12 protein-coding genes are annotated in these 14,842 nt (G+C 71.1%); 7 read left to right on the forward strand and 5 right to left on the reverse strand.

Going from position 1 to position 14,842, the window contains the following annotated elements; translation table 11 throughout:
• Positions 1-18 precede the first annotated feature (18 nt).
• Positions 19-1,986, reverse strand: coding sequence for a CocE/NonD family hydrolase (locus ACI1V7_RS06615; RefSeq protein ID WP_404530951.1), 1,968 nt, complete (start codon positions 1,984-1,986; stop codon positions 19-21).
• 154 nt (positions 1,987-2,140) lie between these two features.
• On the opposite strand from ACI1V7_RS06615, the gene ACI1V7_RS06620 reads away from it, so the two are divergent.
• The 4 genes from ACI1V7_RS06620 to ACI1V7_RS06635 all read left to right on the forward strand — a co-directional run bounded on the left by ACI1V7_RS06620 (position 2,141) and on the right by ACI1V7_RS06635 (position 7,271).
• Positions 2,141-3,118, forward strand: a complete 978-nt coding sequence (locus ACI1V7_RS06620; protein ID WP_404530952.1) for an IS1595 family transposase — start codon at positions 2,141-2,143, stop codon at positions 3,116-3,118.
• Between the two features lie 108 nt (positions 3,119-3,226).
• Complete coding sequence (locus ACI1V7_RS06625) at positions 3,227-4,534, forward strand: c-type cytochrome (RefSeq protein ID WP_404530953.1); 1,308 nt, start codon at positions 3,227-3,229, stop codon at positions 4,532-4,534.
• On the forward strand, positions 4,531-5,034 hold the full coding sequence (locus ACI1V7_RS06630) for a (2Fe-2S)-binding protein (RefSeq protein ID WP_404530954.1): 504 nt from the start codon (positions 4,531-4,533) through the stop codon (positions 5,032-5,034). The genes ACI1V7_RS06625 and ACI1V7_RS06630 overlap by 4 nt, the downstream gene beginning before the upstream one ends.
• The gene (locus tag ACI1V7_RS06635; protein ID WP_404530955.1) at positions 5,031-7,271 is read left to right on the forward strand and encodes a xanthine dehydrogenase family protein molybdopterin-binding subunit; all 2,241 of its coding nucleotides are present in this window, start codon (positions 5,031-5,033) and stop codon (positions 7,269-7,271) included. The genes ACI1V7_RS06630 and ACI1V7_RS06635 overlap by 4 nt, the downstream gene beginning before the upstream one ends.
• Positions 7,272-7,275: 4 nt before the next feature.
• Here the strand turns inward: ACI1V7_RS06635 and ACI1V7_RS06640 are convergent, their stop codons facing one another.
• Complete coding sequence (locus tag ACI1V7_RS06640) at positions 7,276-8,208, reverse strand: AraC family transcriptional regulator (protein WP_404530956.1); 933 nt, start codon at positions 8,206-8,208, stop codon at positions 7,276-7,278.
• Between the two features lie 99 nt (positions 8,209-8,307).
• Here ACI1V7_RS06640 and ACI1V7_RS06645 point away from each other — a divergent pair, with 99 nt between their 5' ends.
• The 3 genes from ACI1V7_RS06645 (at position 8,308) to ACI1V7_RS06655 (ending at position 10,483) form a co-directional block, all read left to right on the forward strand.
• Positions 8,308-9,150 carry an SDR family oxidoreductase gene (locus ACI1V7_RS06645; protein WP_404530957.1) on the forward strand — a complete coding sequence of 281 codons (843 nt, stop codon included), beginning with the start codon at positions 8,308-8,310 and terminating at the stop codon, positions 9,148-9,150.
• A gap of 80 nt (positions 9,151-9,230) precedes the next feature.
• Positions 9,231-9,707, forward strand: coding sequence for a hypothetical protein (locus ACI1V7_RS06650; RefSeq protein ID WP_404530958.1), 477 nt, complete (start codon positions 9,231-9,233; stop codon positions 9,705-9,707).
• Complete coding sequence (locus tag ACI1V7_RS06655; RefSeq protein ID WP_404530959.1) at positions 9,704-10,483, forward strand: hypothetical protein; 780 nt, start codon at positions 9,704-9,706, stop codon at positions 10,481-10,483. The genes ACI1V7_RS06650 and ACI1V7_RS06655 overlap by 4 nt, the downstream gene beginning before the upstream one ends.
• 19 nt (positions 10,484-10,502) lie before the next feature.
• Here the strand turns inward: ACI1V7_RS06655 and ACI1V7_RS06660 are convergent, their stop codons facing one another.
• Genes ACI1V7_RS06660 through ACI1V7_RS06670 form a run of 3 tightly spaced genes read right to left on the reverse strand, consistent with a single transcriptional unit; the run spans position 10,503 to position 14,828 of the window.
• Positions 10,503-12,014, reverse strand: coding sequence for an efflux transporter outer membrane subunit (locus tag ACI1V7_RS06660; protein WP_404530960.1), 1,512 nt, complete (start codon positions 12,012-12,014; stop codon positions 10,503-10,505).
• Positions 12,015-12,030: 16 nt separating this feature from the next.
• Positions 12,031-13,557, reverse strand: coding sequence for an MDR family MFS transporter (locus ACI1V7_RS06665; RefSeq protein WP_404530961.1), 1,527 nt, complete (start codon positions 13,555-13,557; stop codon positions 12,031-12,033).
• Positions 13,554-14,828 (reverse strand): HlyD family secretion protein, encoded by a 1,275-nt coding sequence (locus ACI1V7_RS06670; protein WP_404530962.1) that lies wholly within the window; start codon positions 14,826-14,828, stop codon positions 13,554-13,556. The genes ACI1V7_RS06665 and ACI1V7_RS06670 overlap by 4 nt, the downstream gene beginning before the upstream one ends.
• Between the last annotated feature and the right edge of the window lie 14 nt (positions 14,829-14,842).

Raw genomic sequence — 14,842 nt, forward strand, 5'->3', positions numbered from 1 at the left:
GGAGGCCGCGTCCAAGACTCAACGCTGCGGCAATACGAGCAATTGCAGGCCGGACGGCGTCTCCGGCGCGTGGTAAGCGCGCTGGGTCGCCTTCTGGAAGTCCTCCGGCCTGGCCTTCGGGATCGAGACGAAGGTCTGCGGGTTCAGGTCGACCAGCGGGAACCAGGAGCTCTGCACCTGCACCATGATGCGGTGGCCGCGGCGGAAGGTGTGGTTGACGTCGCCCAGCTGGAAGTCGACCGCTTCCACCTTGCCGGGCACGAAGGGTTCCGGTTTCTCGAAGCCGTGGCGGAACTTGCCGCGCAGCGGATTGCCGCGCACCAGCTGCTGCATGCCGGCCAGCGTCGTGCCGGGCGCGCCCACGTCGTTGCCGCGCGGCGCGCGTTCGCCGGCCGGATACTCCTGCGGGTACACGTCGATCAGCTTGACCACCCAGTCGGCGTCCGTGCCCGTGGTCGACACGAACAGCTTCGGCTGCACGGGGCCGGCGACGGTCACGTCGTCTTCCAGCACCTCGCTCTGGTAGGTCAGCACGTCCGGACGGGTGCTGGCGAAGCGCTGGTCCGACACCATGTATTCCTGCGGCACGCCGGTGGCCGGGTAGGCGATGTAGGGGACGGGCTTGGCCGGATCGGACACGTATTCGTCATAGGCGGGCGCCGCTGCCGCCGCCGGCTGCTGCCATGTGAGGGTGCCACCCGCGCCGAAGTACAGCGTGCGCGGCTTGGCCTGGACGGGCGGCCAGGCGTCGTACTGGCGCCAGACGTTGGAGCCCGTCTCGAACGCGGTCACGGGGGCGATCGCGCGCGCCGGCTTCACGCCCTTCAGGTGCTCCTCGAAGAACGGGAACTGGATCTGGGTGCGGAAGTACTCGCCCGTCCTGCTGTCGAACGAGACGTTGCCGAGGCGCTTGCCGTCGTAGCGCGCCCATCCGCCATGGACCCATGGTCCCATCACGAGGCCGTTGAAGATCGACGGGTTGTATTTCTTGACGGCGTGGTAGGTGGTGAGCGGGCCTTGCGGGTCCTCGGCGTCGAACCAGCCGCCGACCGTGAGCACGGCGGCCTTGATGTTCTTCAGGTGCGGCGCGATGGCGCGCATCTGCCAGAACTGGTCGTAGGTGTCGTGCTCGATCGTCGGCTGCAGCAGGGCGCGCTGCTGCGGCGTCAGGGTCGACAGGATGTTCTGCAGCGTCTTGTGCTTCAGGAAGAAGTCGTAGCCGTCGGCCGCGCCGTAGTCGAACGCGGACCAGGTCTTGGGCAGCGGCGTCGGGTTCTGCTGTTCCGTGAAGCTGGAATAGAAGCCGAAGTTCGCGGCCAGCATGAACGCGCCGCCGTGGTAGGAATCGTCGCCCATGAACAGGTCCGTCACGGGCGCCTGCGGCGACGCGGCCTTGATCGACGGGTGCGAATCGATGATCGATGCCGACGTGTAGAAGCCCGGGTAGCTGATGCCCAGGATGCCGGCCTTGCCGTTGTTGTTCGGGACGTGCTTGAGCAGCCATTCCATGGTGTCGTACATGTCCTGGCTTTCCTGGCCTTCGCCGGGGCCGCGCTGCGGGTTCACGTGCGGGGTCGCCTCGACCCATTTACCTTCCGACATGTAGCGGCCGCGCACGTCCTGCTTGACGAAGATGTAGCCGGCGTCCTCGAATTCCTTCGACGGGCCGATCGATTTCGGGTACCAGTCCTGGCCGTAGTGCAGCTCGCCGTCGGCCTGCACGCCGGCACTGTACGGCGTGCGCTGCACGAGGAAGGGATAGCGTTTTGACGCATCCTTCGGCACGTAGACGACGGTGAACAGGCGCGTGCCGTCGCGCATCGGGATGCGGTATTCGTACTTGGTGTACGTTTCGCGCAGGTCGCGCGCGGCCGGGGCGGCGTCGGCGGCGGCATGGTCGGCGGTGGCGGCGTGGACGAGGGCCGGCGCGCCGGCATGGGCAAGCGCGAGCAGCAGGGCGATCGAGGACAGGGGACGGCGGATCATGGTTCCTTGGCGGTGGTTGGGCGAAATGCCGAGTATAAATCCGCTCGGGAAGGCGAGGTCGGTTTTTCAGTGGCGTTGTTCGCATTAATTATGTGAACCGGACGCTATCTCTGCGGTCTTACCCACGGTCGAGGTAACTCATGGGGAGAACGCAATGCGCAGCATGCCGTTCGATGACTTGTTCGCTGCCCTGGAGCGCTTGTCACTAGGTATCGACGAGCTGGCGCGGCTGCGCCACTGGCTGGCCTCCATCGCGCATCCGGGCGAGTGCCTGGCCGTGATCGCAGGCGCGGCCGGCACGCCCCCATGTCCCCATTGCGCCTGCCCCCGCGTACACCGCTGCGGCCACGCCAGCGGCTTGCAACGCTTTCGTTGTTGCCGCTGCCGGCGCAGCTATAACGCCTTGACGGGAACGCCGCTCGCGCGGCTGCGCAAGAAGGAGAAATGGCTGCCATATCTGCAGTGCTTGCTGGAGTCGCGCACGGTACGCGATGCCGCCACGGTCACCGGCGTACACCGTACGACCAGCTTTCGCTGGCGTCATCGCTTTCTGCCGGGTGCCATGCACGAGCGACCCGTGCGATTGTCGGCCATCGTCGAAGCGGATGAAACGTACCTGCTCGAATCTCAGAAGGGCTCGCGCCACTTGACTCGGCCGCCGAGGAGACGGGGTGGCGTGGCCCGGCATCGCGGAATCAATCGCGAGCACGACTGCCTGCTGGTGGCGCGCGACCGCAGCGGCCACACGCTGGATTTTCATACGGGCCGGGGCCCCGTCACGGCAAGCCAGCTGGCGCGGTGCCTCGGACCGGTCTTGGCTCAGGATGTGCTGCTCGTCAGCGATGCGGCGCTGGCCTACCGGACCTTCGCGGCGAAGGCAGGATTGAGCCATGAAGCGGTGAACGTCAAAGCGGGCGTCCGCGCACGTGGCGCGCTTCACATCCAGAACGTGAACGGATGGCACAGCCGCTTCAAGACGTGGCTGCTGCGCTTTCGTGGCGTGGCCAGCCGCTATCTGGTCCATTACTCCGGATGGCAGCGCATCCTGGACGACATGTGCCTGACGACACCGGCCTTGCTACTGCGCGCGGCGCTGCGCTGCCGCCAGGCTGCCGGCACCTCACATAACTAACGCGAACAACGCCTTTTCAGTAGTATTGACGCGCACAATGCGCGCTGCCGTACAGAGGGAACGGGCGCCCCGGCGCCATCATCGCGCCATCCCAACCGGAGCATGCGCATGGATCCGATCCGCCCCCGACAGCCAGCCCGCCGCCGCACCATCGTGCCGTGGCTGGCGGCGCTGGCCATCGTGCTGCTGGCCGGCGCCGCTGTCGCGATCATGTGGCGGCCCGCGATCGCGCCGCAAGCGCAGGCGCTGCGCTTCGAACCGGCCCTGGTGGAGAAGGGCGCGCGCCTGGCGGCCCTGGGCAACTGCGCGGGCTGCCATACGGTCGATCCGGCCAGGCCCCACGCGGGCGGACTGGCCATGCAGACGCCGTTCGGCACCGTCCACAGCACGAATATCACGCCGGACGGCCGTACCGGCATCGGCAACTGGAGCGAAGCGGCCTTCGCACGGGCCCTGCGCGAAGGCGTGTCGCGCGACGGCCACCTGCTGTATCCCGCCTTCCCCTACGACCATTACACACGCCTGACGCAGGCCGACGTGCAGGCGCTGTACGCCTACGTCATGACGCGCACCCCGCTCGATGCGCCGGCGCGCCCGAACGCGATGACCTTCCCGTTCGGCTTCCGGCCCCTGGTGGGCTTCTGGAACGTCCTGTACCTGGACCGCACGCCGTGGCGTCCCGATCCGGCGCGCCCGGCCGACTGGAACCGCGGCGCCTACGTGGCCGACGCCCTCGCGCACTGCAGCGCCTGCCATTCGCCGCGCACCCGGCTGGGCGGCGAAGACCGGCGCCGCTTCCTCGATGGCGGCGAGGCGGAGGGCTGGTACGTGCCCGCGCTGAACCGCAACGCGCCGTCGCCGCTGCCGTGGACGCAAGCGCAGCTGGCCGCCTACTTGCGCACGGGCATCGCCCCGGACCACGCCGCGGCGGGCGGGCCGATGCAGGGTGTCGTGCAGGGCCTGGCCAAGGCCGATCCGGCCGACGTCGAGGCGCTGGCGACCTGGATCCATGCCTGGCTGGCCAAGGCGCCCGCCGCGCCGAAAGGCAATGCTGCCCGCGCGGGCAGCCTGCCGGTTCCGGGCGCCGACGCGCCGGCGCAAGTGCGCGCGGGTTACGCCGTGTATGCCGGCGCCTGCGCCCGCTGCCATGAAGCGGGCCGTGCGTCCACCTCGGGCGGCGCGCTGCCGCTGCAGAAGGCCGTGGCCCTGTACGACCCGGACCCGCGCAGCCTCGTGCGCATCGTGCGCGAGGGCATCCACCCGCCGGACGGCGAGCCGGGTCGCTGGATGCCCGGCTTTGCCGCGATCCTGGACGAGGGCCAGACCACGGCGCTGGCCGCCTACCTGCGCCACGCCGCGGGCCAGGCCCCCTGGAACCATCTCGAACAGAGCGTCAAGAAAGCGAGCGAGCCATGACCACCTACCGCCTGCGCGTGAACGGCGCCGAGCATGCCGTCGATGCCGACCCGGACACGCCCCTGCTGTACGTGCTGCGCAACGACCTGGGCCTGAACGGCGCCAAGTTCGGCTGCGGTCTCGGGCAGTGCGGCGCCTGCACGGTGACGCTGGGCGGCGCGTCCGTCATGTCCTGCCTCGTACCCGTGTCCGCCGTCGGCGCGCGCCCCGTCGGCACCGTGGAGGGGCTCGGGAGCACCAGCCGCCCGGGCGTGCTGCAGCAGGCCTTTATCGACGAGCAGGCGGCCCAGTGCGGCTACTGCATCGCGGGCATGCTGATGCGCGCCGACAGCCTGCTCGCGCGGCACCCGGCACCGACCGATGCCCAGATCCGCCAGCACATGCAGACCAACCTGTGCCGCTGCGGCACGCACATGCGCATCCTGCGCGCCGTGCGTCGCGCCGCCGCTGCGCTGGGCGCCGGAACATCAGGCGCCCGTCCATCCGGAGGCAAGGCGTGAGTACGGGCCCGCGCGATCCCGCCCGCCGCCGCCTGCTCGGCGCCGGCTGCCTGACGCTGGCGTTCGCGCTGCGCCCGGCCTGGGCGCAGTCCGAAACCGCGCCGGGCAAGGGCAAGCTGCCCGGCAGCCTGGACAAGGCGCCGTGGCTGGACGCCTGGATCCGTATCGCTGCCGACAACACGATCACGGTGTTCACCGGCAAGGCCGAGCTGGGGCAGGGCATCCGCACGGCGCTGCTGCAGGTGGCGGCCGAGGAATTGATGGTGGCGCCCGGCGCCGTGCGCATGGTGACGGCGGACACGGCGCGCACGCCCGACGAGGGCTACACGGCCGGCAGCCACTCGATGCAGGACAGCGGCACGGCGCTGCGCCACGCCGCGGCCCAGGTGCGGCTGGTGCTCGCGGACCTGGCGGCCGGGCGTTTCGGCATCGACCGGAGCGCCGTCAAGGCAGCCGGCGGGTCGATGCTGGCCCCCGACGGGCGCCGCGCCACCTACGGCGAACTGCTGGCCGGCCGCCAGCTGCACCTGCAAGCTGACGGCAAGGCGCCGCCGCGCGACCCGGCTGCGCACACCATCGCGGGCAAGTCCCTGGCCCGGCTCGACATCCCGGCCAAGGTCGCGGGCGGCGCCGCCTACGTCCAGGACCTGCGCCTGCCCGGCATGGTGCATGCGCGGGTGGTGCGCCCGCCGGCGCCGGCGGCGCGCCTCGTCGGCCTGGATGTCGCGGCCGTCGCGCGCCTGCCGGGCGTGCTGAAGGTGGTCCGCGACGGCCGCTTCCTGGCCGTGATCGCCGACCATGAGTGGCGCGCGATCAAGGCCGCGGCCGTGCTCGAGCAGGCCGCGCGCTGGGAGGTGCCGGCGGCGCTGCCCGCCACGAACGACCCGGTGGCGCTGGTGAAGGCGCTTTCCGGCGAGACGGACACGATCCTGGCGCGCGGCAGCGTGGACCCGGGCGCCGGCGTCGTCGGACGCACGCTGCGCGCCGCCTACACGAAGCCCTACCAGCTGCACGGCTCGATCGGCCCGTCCTGCGCCATCGCGCGCCTGGACGGCGGCCGGTACACCGTGTGGACCCATTCCCAGGGCGTGTTCCCGCTGCGCGCGGCGCTGGCCGAGCTGCTGGGCGCGCCGAAGGAAGCGATCCGCTGCATGCACGTCGAGGGTTCCGGCTGCTATGGCCATAACGGCGCCGACGACGTGGCCGCCGACGCGGCGCTGCTGGCGCGCGCCTTGCCGGGCCGGCCCGTGCGCGTGCAGTGGATGCGCGAGGACGAACACGGCTGGGAGCCGGCCGGTCCGCCGATGCTGTGCGAGGCCCAGGCAACGCTGGGTGCCGACGGCCGGATCGCCGACTGGCGCTACACGGTGCACAGCCCCACGCACAACACGCGGCCGGGCAAGGCCGGCAACCTGCTGGCGGGCACGCTGCTGGAACGGCCGTTCGTGCCGCCGCCCGCCAGGCCGGCGCCGCAGCCGGAAGGCGCGGGCGATCGCAACGCGATACCGTATTACGCCTTGCCGAATGCGCGCGTCGACCACCATTTCCTGGGTGTGCCCCAGCTGCGCAGTTCCGCCCTGCGCTCGCTGGGCGCCTATTGCAATGTGTTCGCCATCGAGAGCTTCATGGACGAACTGGCCCATGCCGCCGGTGCCGACCCGGTGGCGTTCCGGCTGCGCCACCTCGACGATCCGCGCGCCGTCGCCGTGGTGAAGGAAGCGGCAACGCGCTTCGGCTGGGACGCGTGGCGCAAGCCCGCGCCCGGCCGGCCGCGGCGCGGACGCGGGTTCGCGTTCGCCCGCTACAAGAACCTGGCCGCGTATTGCGCGCTGGCGCTAGAAGTCGAAGTGGCGCGCGAGACGGGCTGGGTGCGCATCGTGCGGGCAGTGGCCGCCGTCGACTGCGGCGAGGTGGTGACCCCGGACGGCGTGCGCAACCAGATCGAGGGCGGCATCCTGCAGTCGAGCAGCTGGACGCTGCTGGAGAGGGTGCGCTTCGAGCCGGCGCGAGTACTCACGCGCGACTGGGGCGCCTACCCGATCCTGCGCTTCGACCAGGTGCCGGACCGGGTCGAGGTGCACCTGCTCGACCGTCCCGGCCAGCCTTTCCTGGGCACGGGCGAAGCGGCCCAGGGTCCGGCCGCGGCGGCGCTCGCGAACGCCGTGTTCGATGCCTGCGGCGAGCGCCTGCGCGACCTGCCGCTGGACCGCGCCCGCGTGCGCGGCAAGCTGGCGTGACGCGTCACGCGGCGGCGCCGTCGCGGAAGGCCTTCGGTGATTCGCCGAACACGCGCTTGAATGCGTGGCTGAACGCGCTTTCGGAACCGTAGCCGTATTCGCCCGCCAGCCGCGCCAGTCCCACGCCGCCCTGGCGCAGGCGCCGGCGCGCCAGGCGCATGCGCAACTCCGTCAGGTAGTGCAGCGGCGACGCCCCGGCCACGCGCTTGAAATGGTCGGCGAAGCCGGCGCGCGACATGGCGCAGGCCGCGGCCAGCTCCGGCAGGCGCCAGGCGCGTCCCGGCTCGCCGTGCATCAGGCGCAGGGCCGGTGCCAGGCGCCGGTCGGCCAGCGCCTTGAAATAGCCGCTGCCCAGCAGCGCAGGCTCGGCGATGTGGGCGCGCAGGATCTCGATCAGCATCAGCTGCGCCAGCTGGGCGCTGGCGGCGCCGCTGCCCGGCAGGCCGGCCTCGCGTTCGGCCACCAGGCGGTCCAGGATCCAGTGCACGCCCGGCGCGCGTGGCGACGCGGCCGGCAGGCGCAGCACGGGCGGCAGGCCGCCGAACAGCAGCGGCGCGCTGCCTTCGTCCAGGTCGACCTTCCCGCCGATCATGAAGAAATCGTCCCCGTCGCCCAGCTGCAGGATGGCGCCGCGGCGTCCCGCGGCGAGCGTGTCCAGGGCGACGGGCAGGCCGGCGCCGTCGGTGCGCAGCACATGCGGGCCCGGCGCGTGGAACAGGAACACGTCGCCGGCCTGGGCGAGCAACGGCGCGCCGTCGCCGAGATCGATCCAGGCGGCGCCGCTGCGGATGCCCCAGAATTTCACCCGGGACGTGGCCGGGAAGGCGACGGCCCAGCGGCCGCCCGCGCGCAAACCGCCGGACAGGGCGGAGCGGGCGCGCACCAGTTCCAGCAAGTCCGAAAACAGGTCATCGATGGCGTCTGGATTTTCGATCATGGTTTTCCGAATTTCATGCATTCAAAGTCTGCCTTAGCCCGATTATGCTCTCGTTCGTCGGGCAGCACCAGCGTGCCCGCTCACCAACAGGAGCAGACAATGGAACAAGCGAACGCACCAAGGACCTGGCTGATCACCGGCGTGAACAGCGGCTTTGGCAAGGAAATGACGGAACAATTGCTGGCGCGCGGCGAACGCGTGGCCGGCACGGTGCGCAGCGAGGCGGCACTGGCCGAGCTGAAGGCCCGGCATGGCGCCGGCCTGTGGCTGGCGCAACTGGACCTGACGGACATGGCGGGCATCCGTGCGGTGGTCGACCGCGCCTTCGCCGAACTGGGGCGGATCGACGTCGTCGTCAGCAATGCCGGCTACGGCCTGTTCGGCGCGGCAGAGGAAACGAGCGACGAGGACGTGCAGCACCAGATCGCCACCAACCTCCTGGGACCGATCCAGCTGATCCGCGCCGCGCTGCCGCACCTGCGCGCCCAGGGCGGCGGACGCATCCTGCAGTTGTCGACCGTGGGCGGCCAGGCCGCGTTCCCGGGCGCCTCGCTGTACCACGCGGGCAAGTGGGGCATCGAAGGCTTCATCGACTCGCTGTCGCGCGAAGTGGCGGCCTTCGGCATCGGCTGCACGCTGGTGGAGCCGGGCGGTGCGCGCACCAATTTCCGCTACGGCGGCTCGCGCCTGGCGCCGCGCATCGCGGCCTACGACGCGTCGCCGGCCAGCCACGCGCGCCGCATGATCGAGGAGGGCACCAGCGTGCCGCCGGGCGACCCGGCCAGGATGGTCGCGCACATGATCGCCAGCGTCGACCAGCAGCCGGCCCCGCTGCGCCTGGCGCTGGGCGGCGACGCCTTCAACGCCATGCGCACGCAGCTGGCCGAGCGCCTGGCCGCGCTGGACGCGCAGAAGGAGCTCGCCTTTTCCACCGACGCGTGACAAAGCGCGTATTTGCAGGGGTTCCCGCTGTGGCACACTCGCCTTTTTGACAGCGAATGAGGGGAACCTGCGTGCGGACGATGGGAAAGCTGCATCACGTGGCGGCCGGGTTGCGCGATGCCTTCGTTGCGCGCGAAAACGACGTGCGCGGCAGCTGGGCGCTCGGCATCCTGTATGCGCTGGCCGACCCGGAGAGCAACACCGTCGTCCTGCGCCTCCTCGACGGCCAGGCCGTGCCGGCGTCGCCGGATGCCGACGCCCTGGCCCGCAAGTATGGCGACCACGTGCGCGCGGCGCTCGCGAAGCTGGCGCTGCCGCTCGAACGCATGGCGGCAGCCGAGGTGCGCATCGCCTTCGACGCCGCGCCGCCGGCCAACCTGCAGCGCTTCGGCGCCGTCGGCGACCCCTACCGGCTCACCGTCGCCTTCGCCCTGCGCGACGGGCGCGAGGCCGCGTTCACCCGTTACGGATTCTGCCTGCCGGAGCCGCCGTACCGCTTCGCGAAGCGGGCGTGCCACGGCGTCGCGCCGGGCAGCGAGGGAGGGATACTTCGATGAGGAAGACCGACCCACGCCTGCAACGCGCGGCCGACGCATGCGAGGCGGGACGCCATGACGAGGCGCTGGCGGCGTTGCTGGAGGTGTTCGCGGAACTGGACGGTCCCGGCGCATCGGCCGGCATCAGCGTGTTCTTCACGATGTTCATGTGGAGCCGGCTGGCGCCGGACTACGCCCCCGCGCGCGACGCGCTGGCGGCGCTGCGCGACGAGCAGGTGCGCAAGCTGCTGGCCGGCGACGAGCGCTTCGGCGTCGATGCCGAAGGGGATTCCGGCTACGCGCACATGCGCGAGCGGTTTGCCATCGTCGTCGACATGAACGAGATCCTCGGCGACCCCGCCTCCACCCGCGCCATGTTCATCGAACTGGAGCGCCAGGATCCGGTACGGGCGGCGCGGCGCTCCTGGCAAGTGATGAAGGCGCTGGTCGACACCGGGGACTTCGCCCGCGCCGACCGGTATCGGGGCGATCCGCTGCGCCTGCTCGACGGCGTGAACCTGGACGCACGCACGCTGCACCTGTTCCCGCCGGCCGGCGGCGCGCCGCGGCTGGCGGCGGACATGATGAACCTGACGAACGACGTGCGCATCGGCATGGCCGTCCTGCGCGGCCTGGGCCGCGCGGACGAGGCCGAAGCGCTGCGGACCGCGCTGCTCGACGGCCTGGAGTCGCCGGAACTGCGTGCGCTCGCCGAGCGCGAGCTGCACGCGCCGGGAACGATCAACCGCGAGATCACGGCGCACCGGATCGCGTACGAGACCAGCCGTCCCAAGTGACGGATGGGAGCGGGCGGCGTCAGCGCGCCGCCGTGCGCTCGCCCGCGTCTTCCCAGCCGAGCCCCAGCGCCTTGTGCAGGGCGATGAAGTCATTGGTCAGCGCGGCCTGCGCCTGGGCCAGGTTCTGCTCGGCGGCCAGCTGCTGGCGCTCGACGTCGAGCACGTCGATCAGGCTGGCGGTGCCGGCCTTCTGGCGCGCCACCGTCAGCGCGGCGGCGCGGTCCGCCGTGGCCTTGGCGCGGGCGATCGTGGCCAGCGTCGTGCGGCGCTGGCGGAAGCGCGACAGCGCATCCTCGGCGTCGCGCAGCGCCCCCAGCACGGCCAGTTGGTACTGCGCCTCGGCTTCGTCGCGCACCCCTTCGGCCCGCTCGATGCCGGCGTTGATGCGGCCGAAGTCGAGCACGTTCCAGCTCAGCTGCGGCGCGGCGATTGCGGAATAGTCGCCCAGGTGGGTGAGGTCGCGCGGGTGGGTGCCGCCGATGCCGATCAGTCCCAGCAGCGTCAGGCGCGGGAACCGCGCCGCTTCGGCCTGGCCGACCTGCGCATGGCGCGCCGCCAGTGTCCGTTCGGCGGCGCGGATGTCCGGCCGGCGGCGCAGCATGGCCGCGGGGTCGCCGACGGCCACGCTGGGCGGCGGCAGCGGGACGGCAGCCGCATCCTGCACCGGCGCGCCCAGGTCGGCATCGAGTGCGCCCGGCGCCACGCCGACCAGCACGGCCAGCTCGTCGCGCAAGCCGTCCAGCTGGGCGGCGAGCGGTTCCGCATCGGCGCGCGTCGATTCCAGTTGCCCCTGCAGGCGTTCCAGGTCAAGCCGCGACGCCGTGCCGCCTTCGACGCGGCGCGCCGTCAGGTCGACGGAGCGCTGCTGGCGCTCGACGGCGGCGGCGCTCAGCGCCTGCCGGGCCTGGGTCGCGCGCAGGTTCACGTAGGCTTGCGCCACCTCGGCCACGAGGCTCAGTTGGGCGTCGGCCAGCTGCGCCTCGGCGGCGTCGGCCGCGGCGGCGGCCGCCTCGGTGGCGCGGCGCTGGCCGCCGAACAGGTCGATTTCCCAGGTGGCGTCGAAGCCCAGGCTGTACAGGTTCAGGCTGGAGGGCAGGTTCAGGCCCTGGCCGCCGCCCGCGGCGCCCGCCTGTGCGTCCTGCTGGCCGGCCTGGCCTGCCTGGCCGGCGAGGTCGCCCAGCGGCGGCAGGTGGGCATGGGCCGCCAGCAGCGTCGCGTTGCCGTTCGGCAGGCGGTTCGCCCGTTCGCTGCGCAGTGCGGCGCGGGCCTGGCGCAGGCGCGCGCGCGCCACCGCGAGGTTGGGGCTGGCGCGCAGTGCACGGTCGACGAGCCGGTCCAGGGTCGGATCGTCGAGCGCCGTCCACCAGTGGGCCAGCACGGGCTGGCCGGGCGAGGGCATGTCCGGACCGGCGCCGCGCGCGAACGCACCCGGCTGCACGGCCGGCCTGGGGCCGGTGTAATCCGTGCCCACGGTCTTGCAGCCGGCCAGGGCGGCAAGCACGAGCAGCATGGCGGAAGTCTTGGTTTTCATGTGCATTTCTCCATACTCAGTGGGTCGCCACGGGCGCGCCCTTGCCCAGCGGGCGCAGGAACAGCACCAGGGGGATGGCGCAGCCGATGAACACGGACAGCACCCAGAACAGGTCGCTGTAGGTCATGGTCAGCGCCTGGACCTGGATCATCTGTCCCAGGCTGCGCAGCGCGCGCGGCAGGCCGTCCAGGCCGTGCGCCTGGGCGGCGAGATAATCCTGCACGGCGCCGCGGTTGGCGCTGAGGGTTTCCTCGATGCGGCGTTCGTGGAACCACTGGCGCTTGTCCTGCAGCACCGTGATGCCCGCCAGCGCGAACGAGCCGCCCAGGTTGCGGGCCGCGTTGAACAGGCCGGCGGCATCGCTGGCGTGCTCCGGGCCCACCGACTGGATCGCCGCCTGGTTCAGGAACATCATCGCGAAGATGGTGCCGACGCCGCGGATCAGCTGGCCGGCCACGAAGTCGCCGCCGGCCGCCTGCGACGTCAGGTCGGTGTCGATCCAGGCGGACAGGGCCAGCATCGACAGGCCGAAGCCCACGGCCACGCGGATGTCGACGTAGCGGATCAGGAGAGGCACGAAACCCATCAGCGTCAGCGCCGGGATGCCCATCAGGGCGACGATCTTGCCGGACTGCAGCGCGTTGTAGTGCGAGATCTGGGACAGGAACTGCGGGATCACGTAGGAGGTGCCGTAGATGACCATGCCGACCACGATGCCCATCATGACGACGGCGCCGAACTGGCGGTCGATCAGCAGTTTCAGCCGGATCACGGGCCGCCGTGCCGTCCACTGGCCGATCATCAGCAGCACGAAACCGCACGCCGACACGACCGACAGCCAGACGATCGTCGACGAGGAGAACCACTGCTCGCGCTGGCCTTCTTCCAGCACCACCGTCAGGCCGCCGAGGAAGGCCGCCAGGCCCAGGATGCCGATCCAGTCGGCGCGCAGCAGCTCGTCCGGTTCCGCCTTCTGGTGCGGCAGGCCGACGAGCAGCAGGATGATGAGGCCCAGGCAGATCGGGACGTTCAGGAAGAACGCATAGTGCCAGCTGAGGTTTTCCGTCAGCCAGCCGCCGATCAGGGGGCCGATGATGGGCCCCAGCACGACGGTGGCGCCGAACATCGCCGTGCCGATCGGCTGCTGGCTGCGCGGCAGCCGGGTCGCGATGATGGTCTGGGCGGTGGGGATCATGGCGCCGCCCGTGAAGCCCTGGCCCACGCGGCCGGCGATCATCATGCCCAGCGTGGTCGACAGGCCGCACAGCACGGAAAAGCCCGTGAACAGCGCCGCCACCACCAGCAGGAAGGTGCGCAGGCCGAAGACGCGCTCGAGCCAGCCGGACAGCGGGATGATGACGATCTCGGCGACCAGGTAGCCGGTGGCGATCCACGTGCCTTCCGTGCCCGAGGCGCCGATCTCTCCCTGGATCGTGGGGAGCGAGGAATTGACGATCGAGATGTCCAGCGTCGCCATCAGCGCGCCCAGCGTGCCGGCGGCGACGGCGAGCCAGGCGCCGGTATCGGCTTTCTGTTCGCTCATTGCTGCGCTCCGTCTTCGCGGCGCTCGGTGCGCTCCTTTTCCTTCTTCTTGATGTCCTTGATGGCGTCCTTGGCGTTGCGCGTATCGACGACGACCTTCAGCGACAGACCAGGCACCAGCACGCGGCGCGCATCGGGGCCGGCTTCGAGCGCCACGCGCACGGGGACGCGCTGCACGATCTTGGTGAAGTTGCCCGTCGCGTTCTCCGGCGGCATCAGCGAGAACTGGGCGCCCGTGCCCGGCGACACGCTGTCCACGTGGCCGTGCAGCTTCAGGCCGGGCAGGGCATCGACCTCGATCTCGACGGGCTGGCCCACGCGCATGCGGCCGATCTGCGTTTCCTTGAAATTCGCCCCCACGTACATCGTGTTGAGGGGGACGACGCTCATCAGGCGCGTGCCCGGCTGCACGAACTGGCCCACGCGCACGCTGGAATCGCCCACGCGGCCGGCCACGCTGGCCGTGAGCGTCGTCGACTGCAGGTTGACGTCGGCCGCCTTCAGCTGGGCCTGGGCCGCGCCGGCCTGCGCCTCGGCCTGGCGCACCTGGGCCTGCAGCGCGAGGATGCGCTTCTGGGCGTTGGCCAGCGCCGCACGCTGCGCCGCAACCTGGCGCGCGCTCTGGTCGGCGTCGTTGCGGCGCGCGGCCAGCGTCTGGGCGTTTTCCGCCCCGATCTCCGTCAGCGGCGCATAGCGTCTCGCCTCGCCCGCGGCGAAGGCGGCATTGTCGCGCGCCGCCGCCAGCTGGGCCCGGGCCTGGTCGACGGCCGATTCCTGCTCGGCGATCTGCGCGCGCACCGCGTCCGCGTTCGCATGGGCGATGTCGATCTGGGCCTGGTACTGCTCGGCCTGGGCCCGGTAGTCGCGCGGGTCGATGCGCACGAGCGGCTGGCCCGCCTGCACGTCCTGGTTGTCCCGGACGAGCACTTCCTCGACGTAGCCGCCGATCTTGGGCGAGATGGTGACGGCGTCCGCCTGCAGGTAGGCGTCGTCCGTCTTCTCGAAGAACTTGCCGTGCAGGTTGTAGTACAGGACCCAGCCCAGCACGCCCAGCAGGACGAGGATGCCGACCACGACGAGCACGATGCGCATCTTGCGCTTGCGCTCGGGCGACATCTTCTCGTCCTTCTTGTCGTCCTTGCCGTCCTTCTCGTTGTCGTCTTTTTTGTCGTCCTTCTTGTCGCCGCCCTTGGGGTCCTTGTTCTTGTCGTTGTCGTCCGGCCTGTCGTCGGTGCTGTCTTCTTCCTTGTCGGTGATGGCTTGGTCGCTCATGTCGTTCTTTCTGT

This window comes from Massilia paldalensis (assembly GCF_044901715.1).
GTDB lineage: Bacteria > Pseudomonadota > Gammaproteobacteria > Burkholderiales > Burkholderiaceae_D > Telluria > Telluria paldalensis.

Bases quoted from the DNA above. Each gene is read 5' to 3' on its own strand.
- ACI1V7_RS06650 (WP_404530958.1), top strand. From the start codon at position 9,231: ATGGGAAAGCTGCATCACGTGGCGGCCGGGTTGCGCGATGCCTTCGTT.
- ACI1V7_RS06630 (WP_404530954.1), top strand. From the start codon at position 4,531: ATGACCACCTACCGCCTGCGCGTGAACGGCGCCGAGCATGCCGTCGAT.
- ACI1V7_RS06645 (WP_404530957.1), top strand. From the start codon at position 8,308: ATGGAACAAGCGAACGCACCAAGGACCTGGCTGATCACCGGCGTGAAC.
- ACI1V7_RS06620 (WP_404530952.1), top strand. From the start codon at position 2,141: ATGCGCAGCATGCCGTTCGATGACTTGTTCGCTGCCCTGGAGCGCTTG.
- ACI1V7_RS06670 (WP_404530962.1), bottom strand. From the start codon at position 14,828: ATGAGCGACCAAGCCATCACCGACAAGGAAGAAGACAGCACCGACGAC.
- ACI1V7_RS06665 (WP_404530961.1), bottom strand. From the start codon at position 13,557: ATGAGCGAACAGAAAGCCGATACCGGCGCCTGGCTCGCCGTCGCCGCC.
- ACI1V7_RS06660 (WP_404530960.1), bottom strand. From the start codon at position 12,014: ATGAAAACCAAGACTTCCGCCATGCTGCTCGTGCTTGCCGCCCTGGCC.
- ACI1V7_RS06640 (WP_404530956.1), bottom strand. From the start codon at position 8,208: ATGATCGAAAATCCAGACGCCATCGATGACCTGTTTTCGGACTTGCTG.
- ACI1V7_RS06655 (WP_404530959.1), top strand. From the start codon at position 9,704: ATGAGGAAGACCGACCCACGCCTGCAACGCGCGGCCGACGCATGCGAG.
- ACI1V7_RS06625 (WP_404530953.1), top strand. From the start codon at position 3,227: ATGGATCCGATCCGCCCCCGACAGCCAGCCCGCCGCCGCACCATCGTG.
- ACI1V7_RS06615 (WP_404530951.1), bottom strand. From the start codon at position 1,986: ATGATCCGCCGTCCCCTGTCCTCGATCGCCCTGCTGCTCGCGCTTGCC.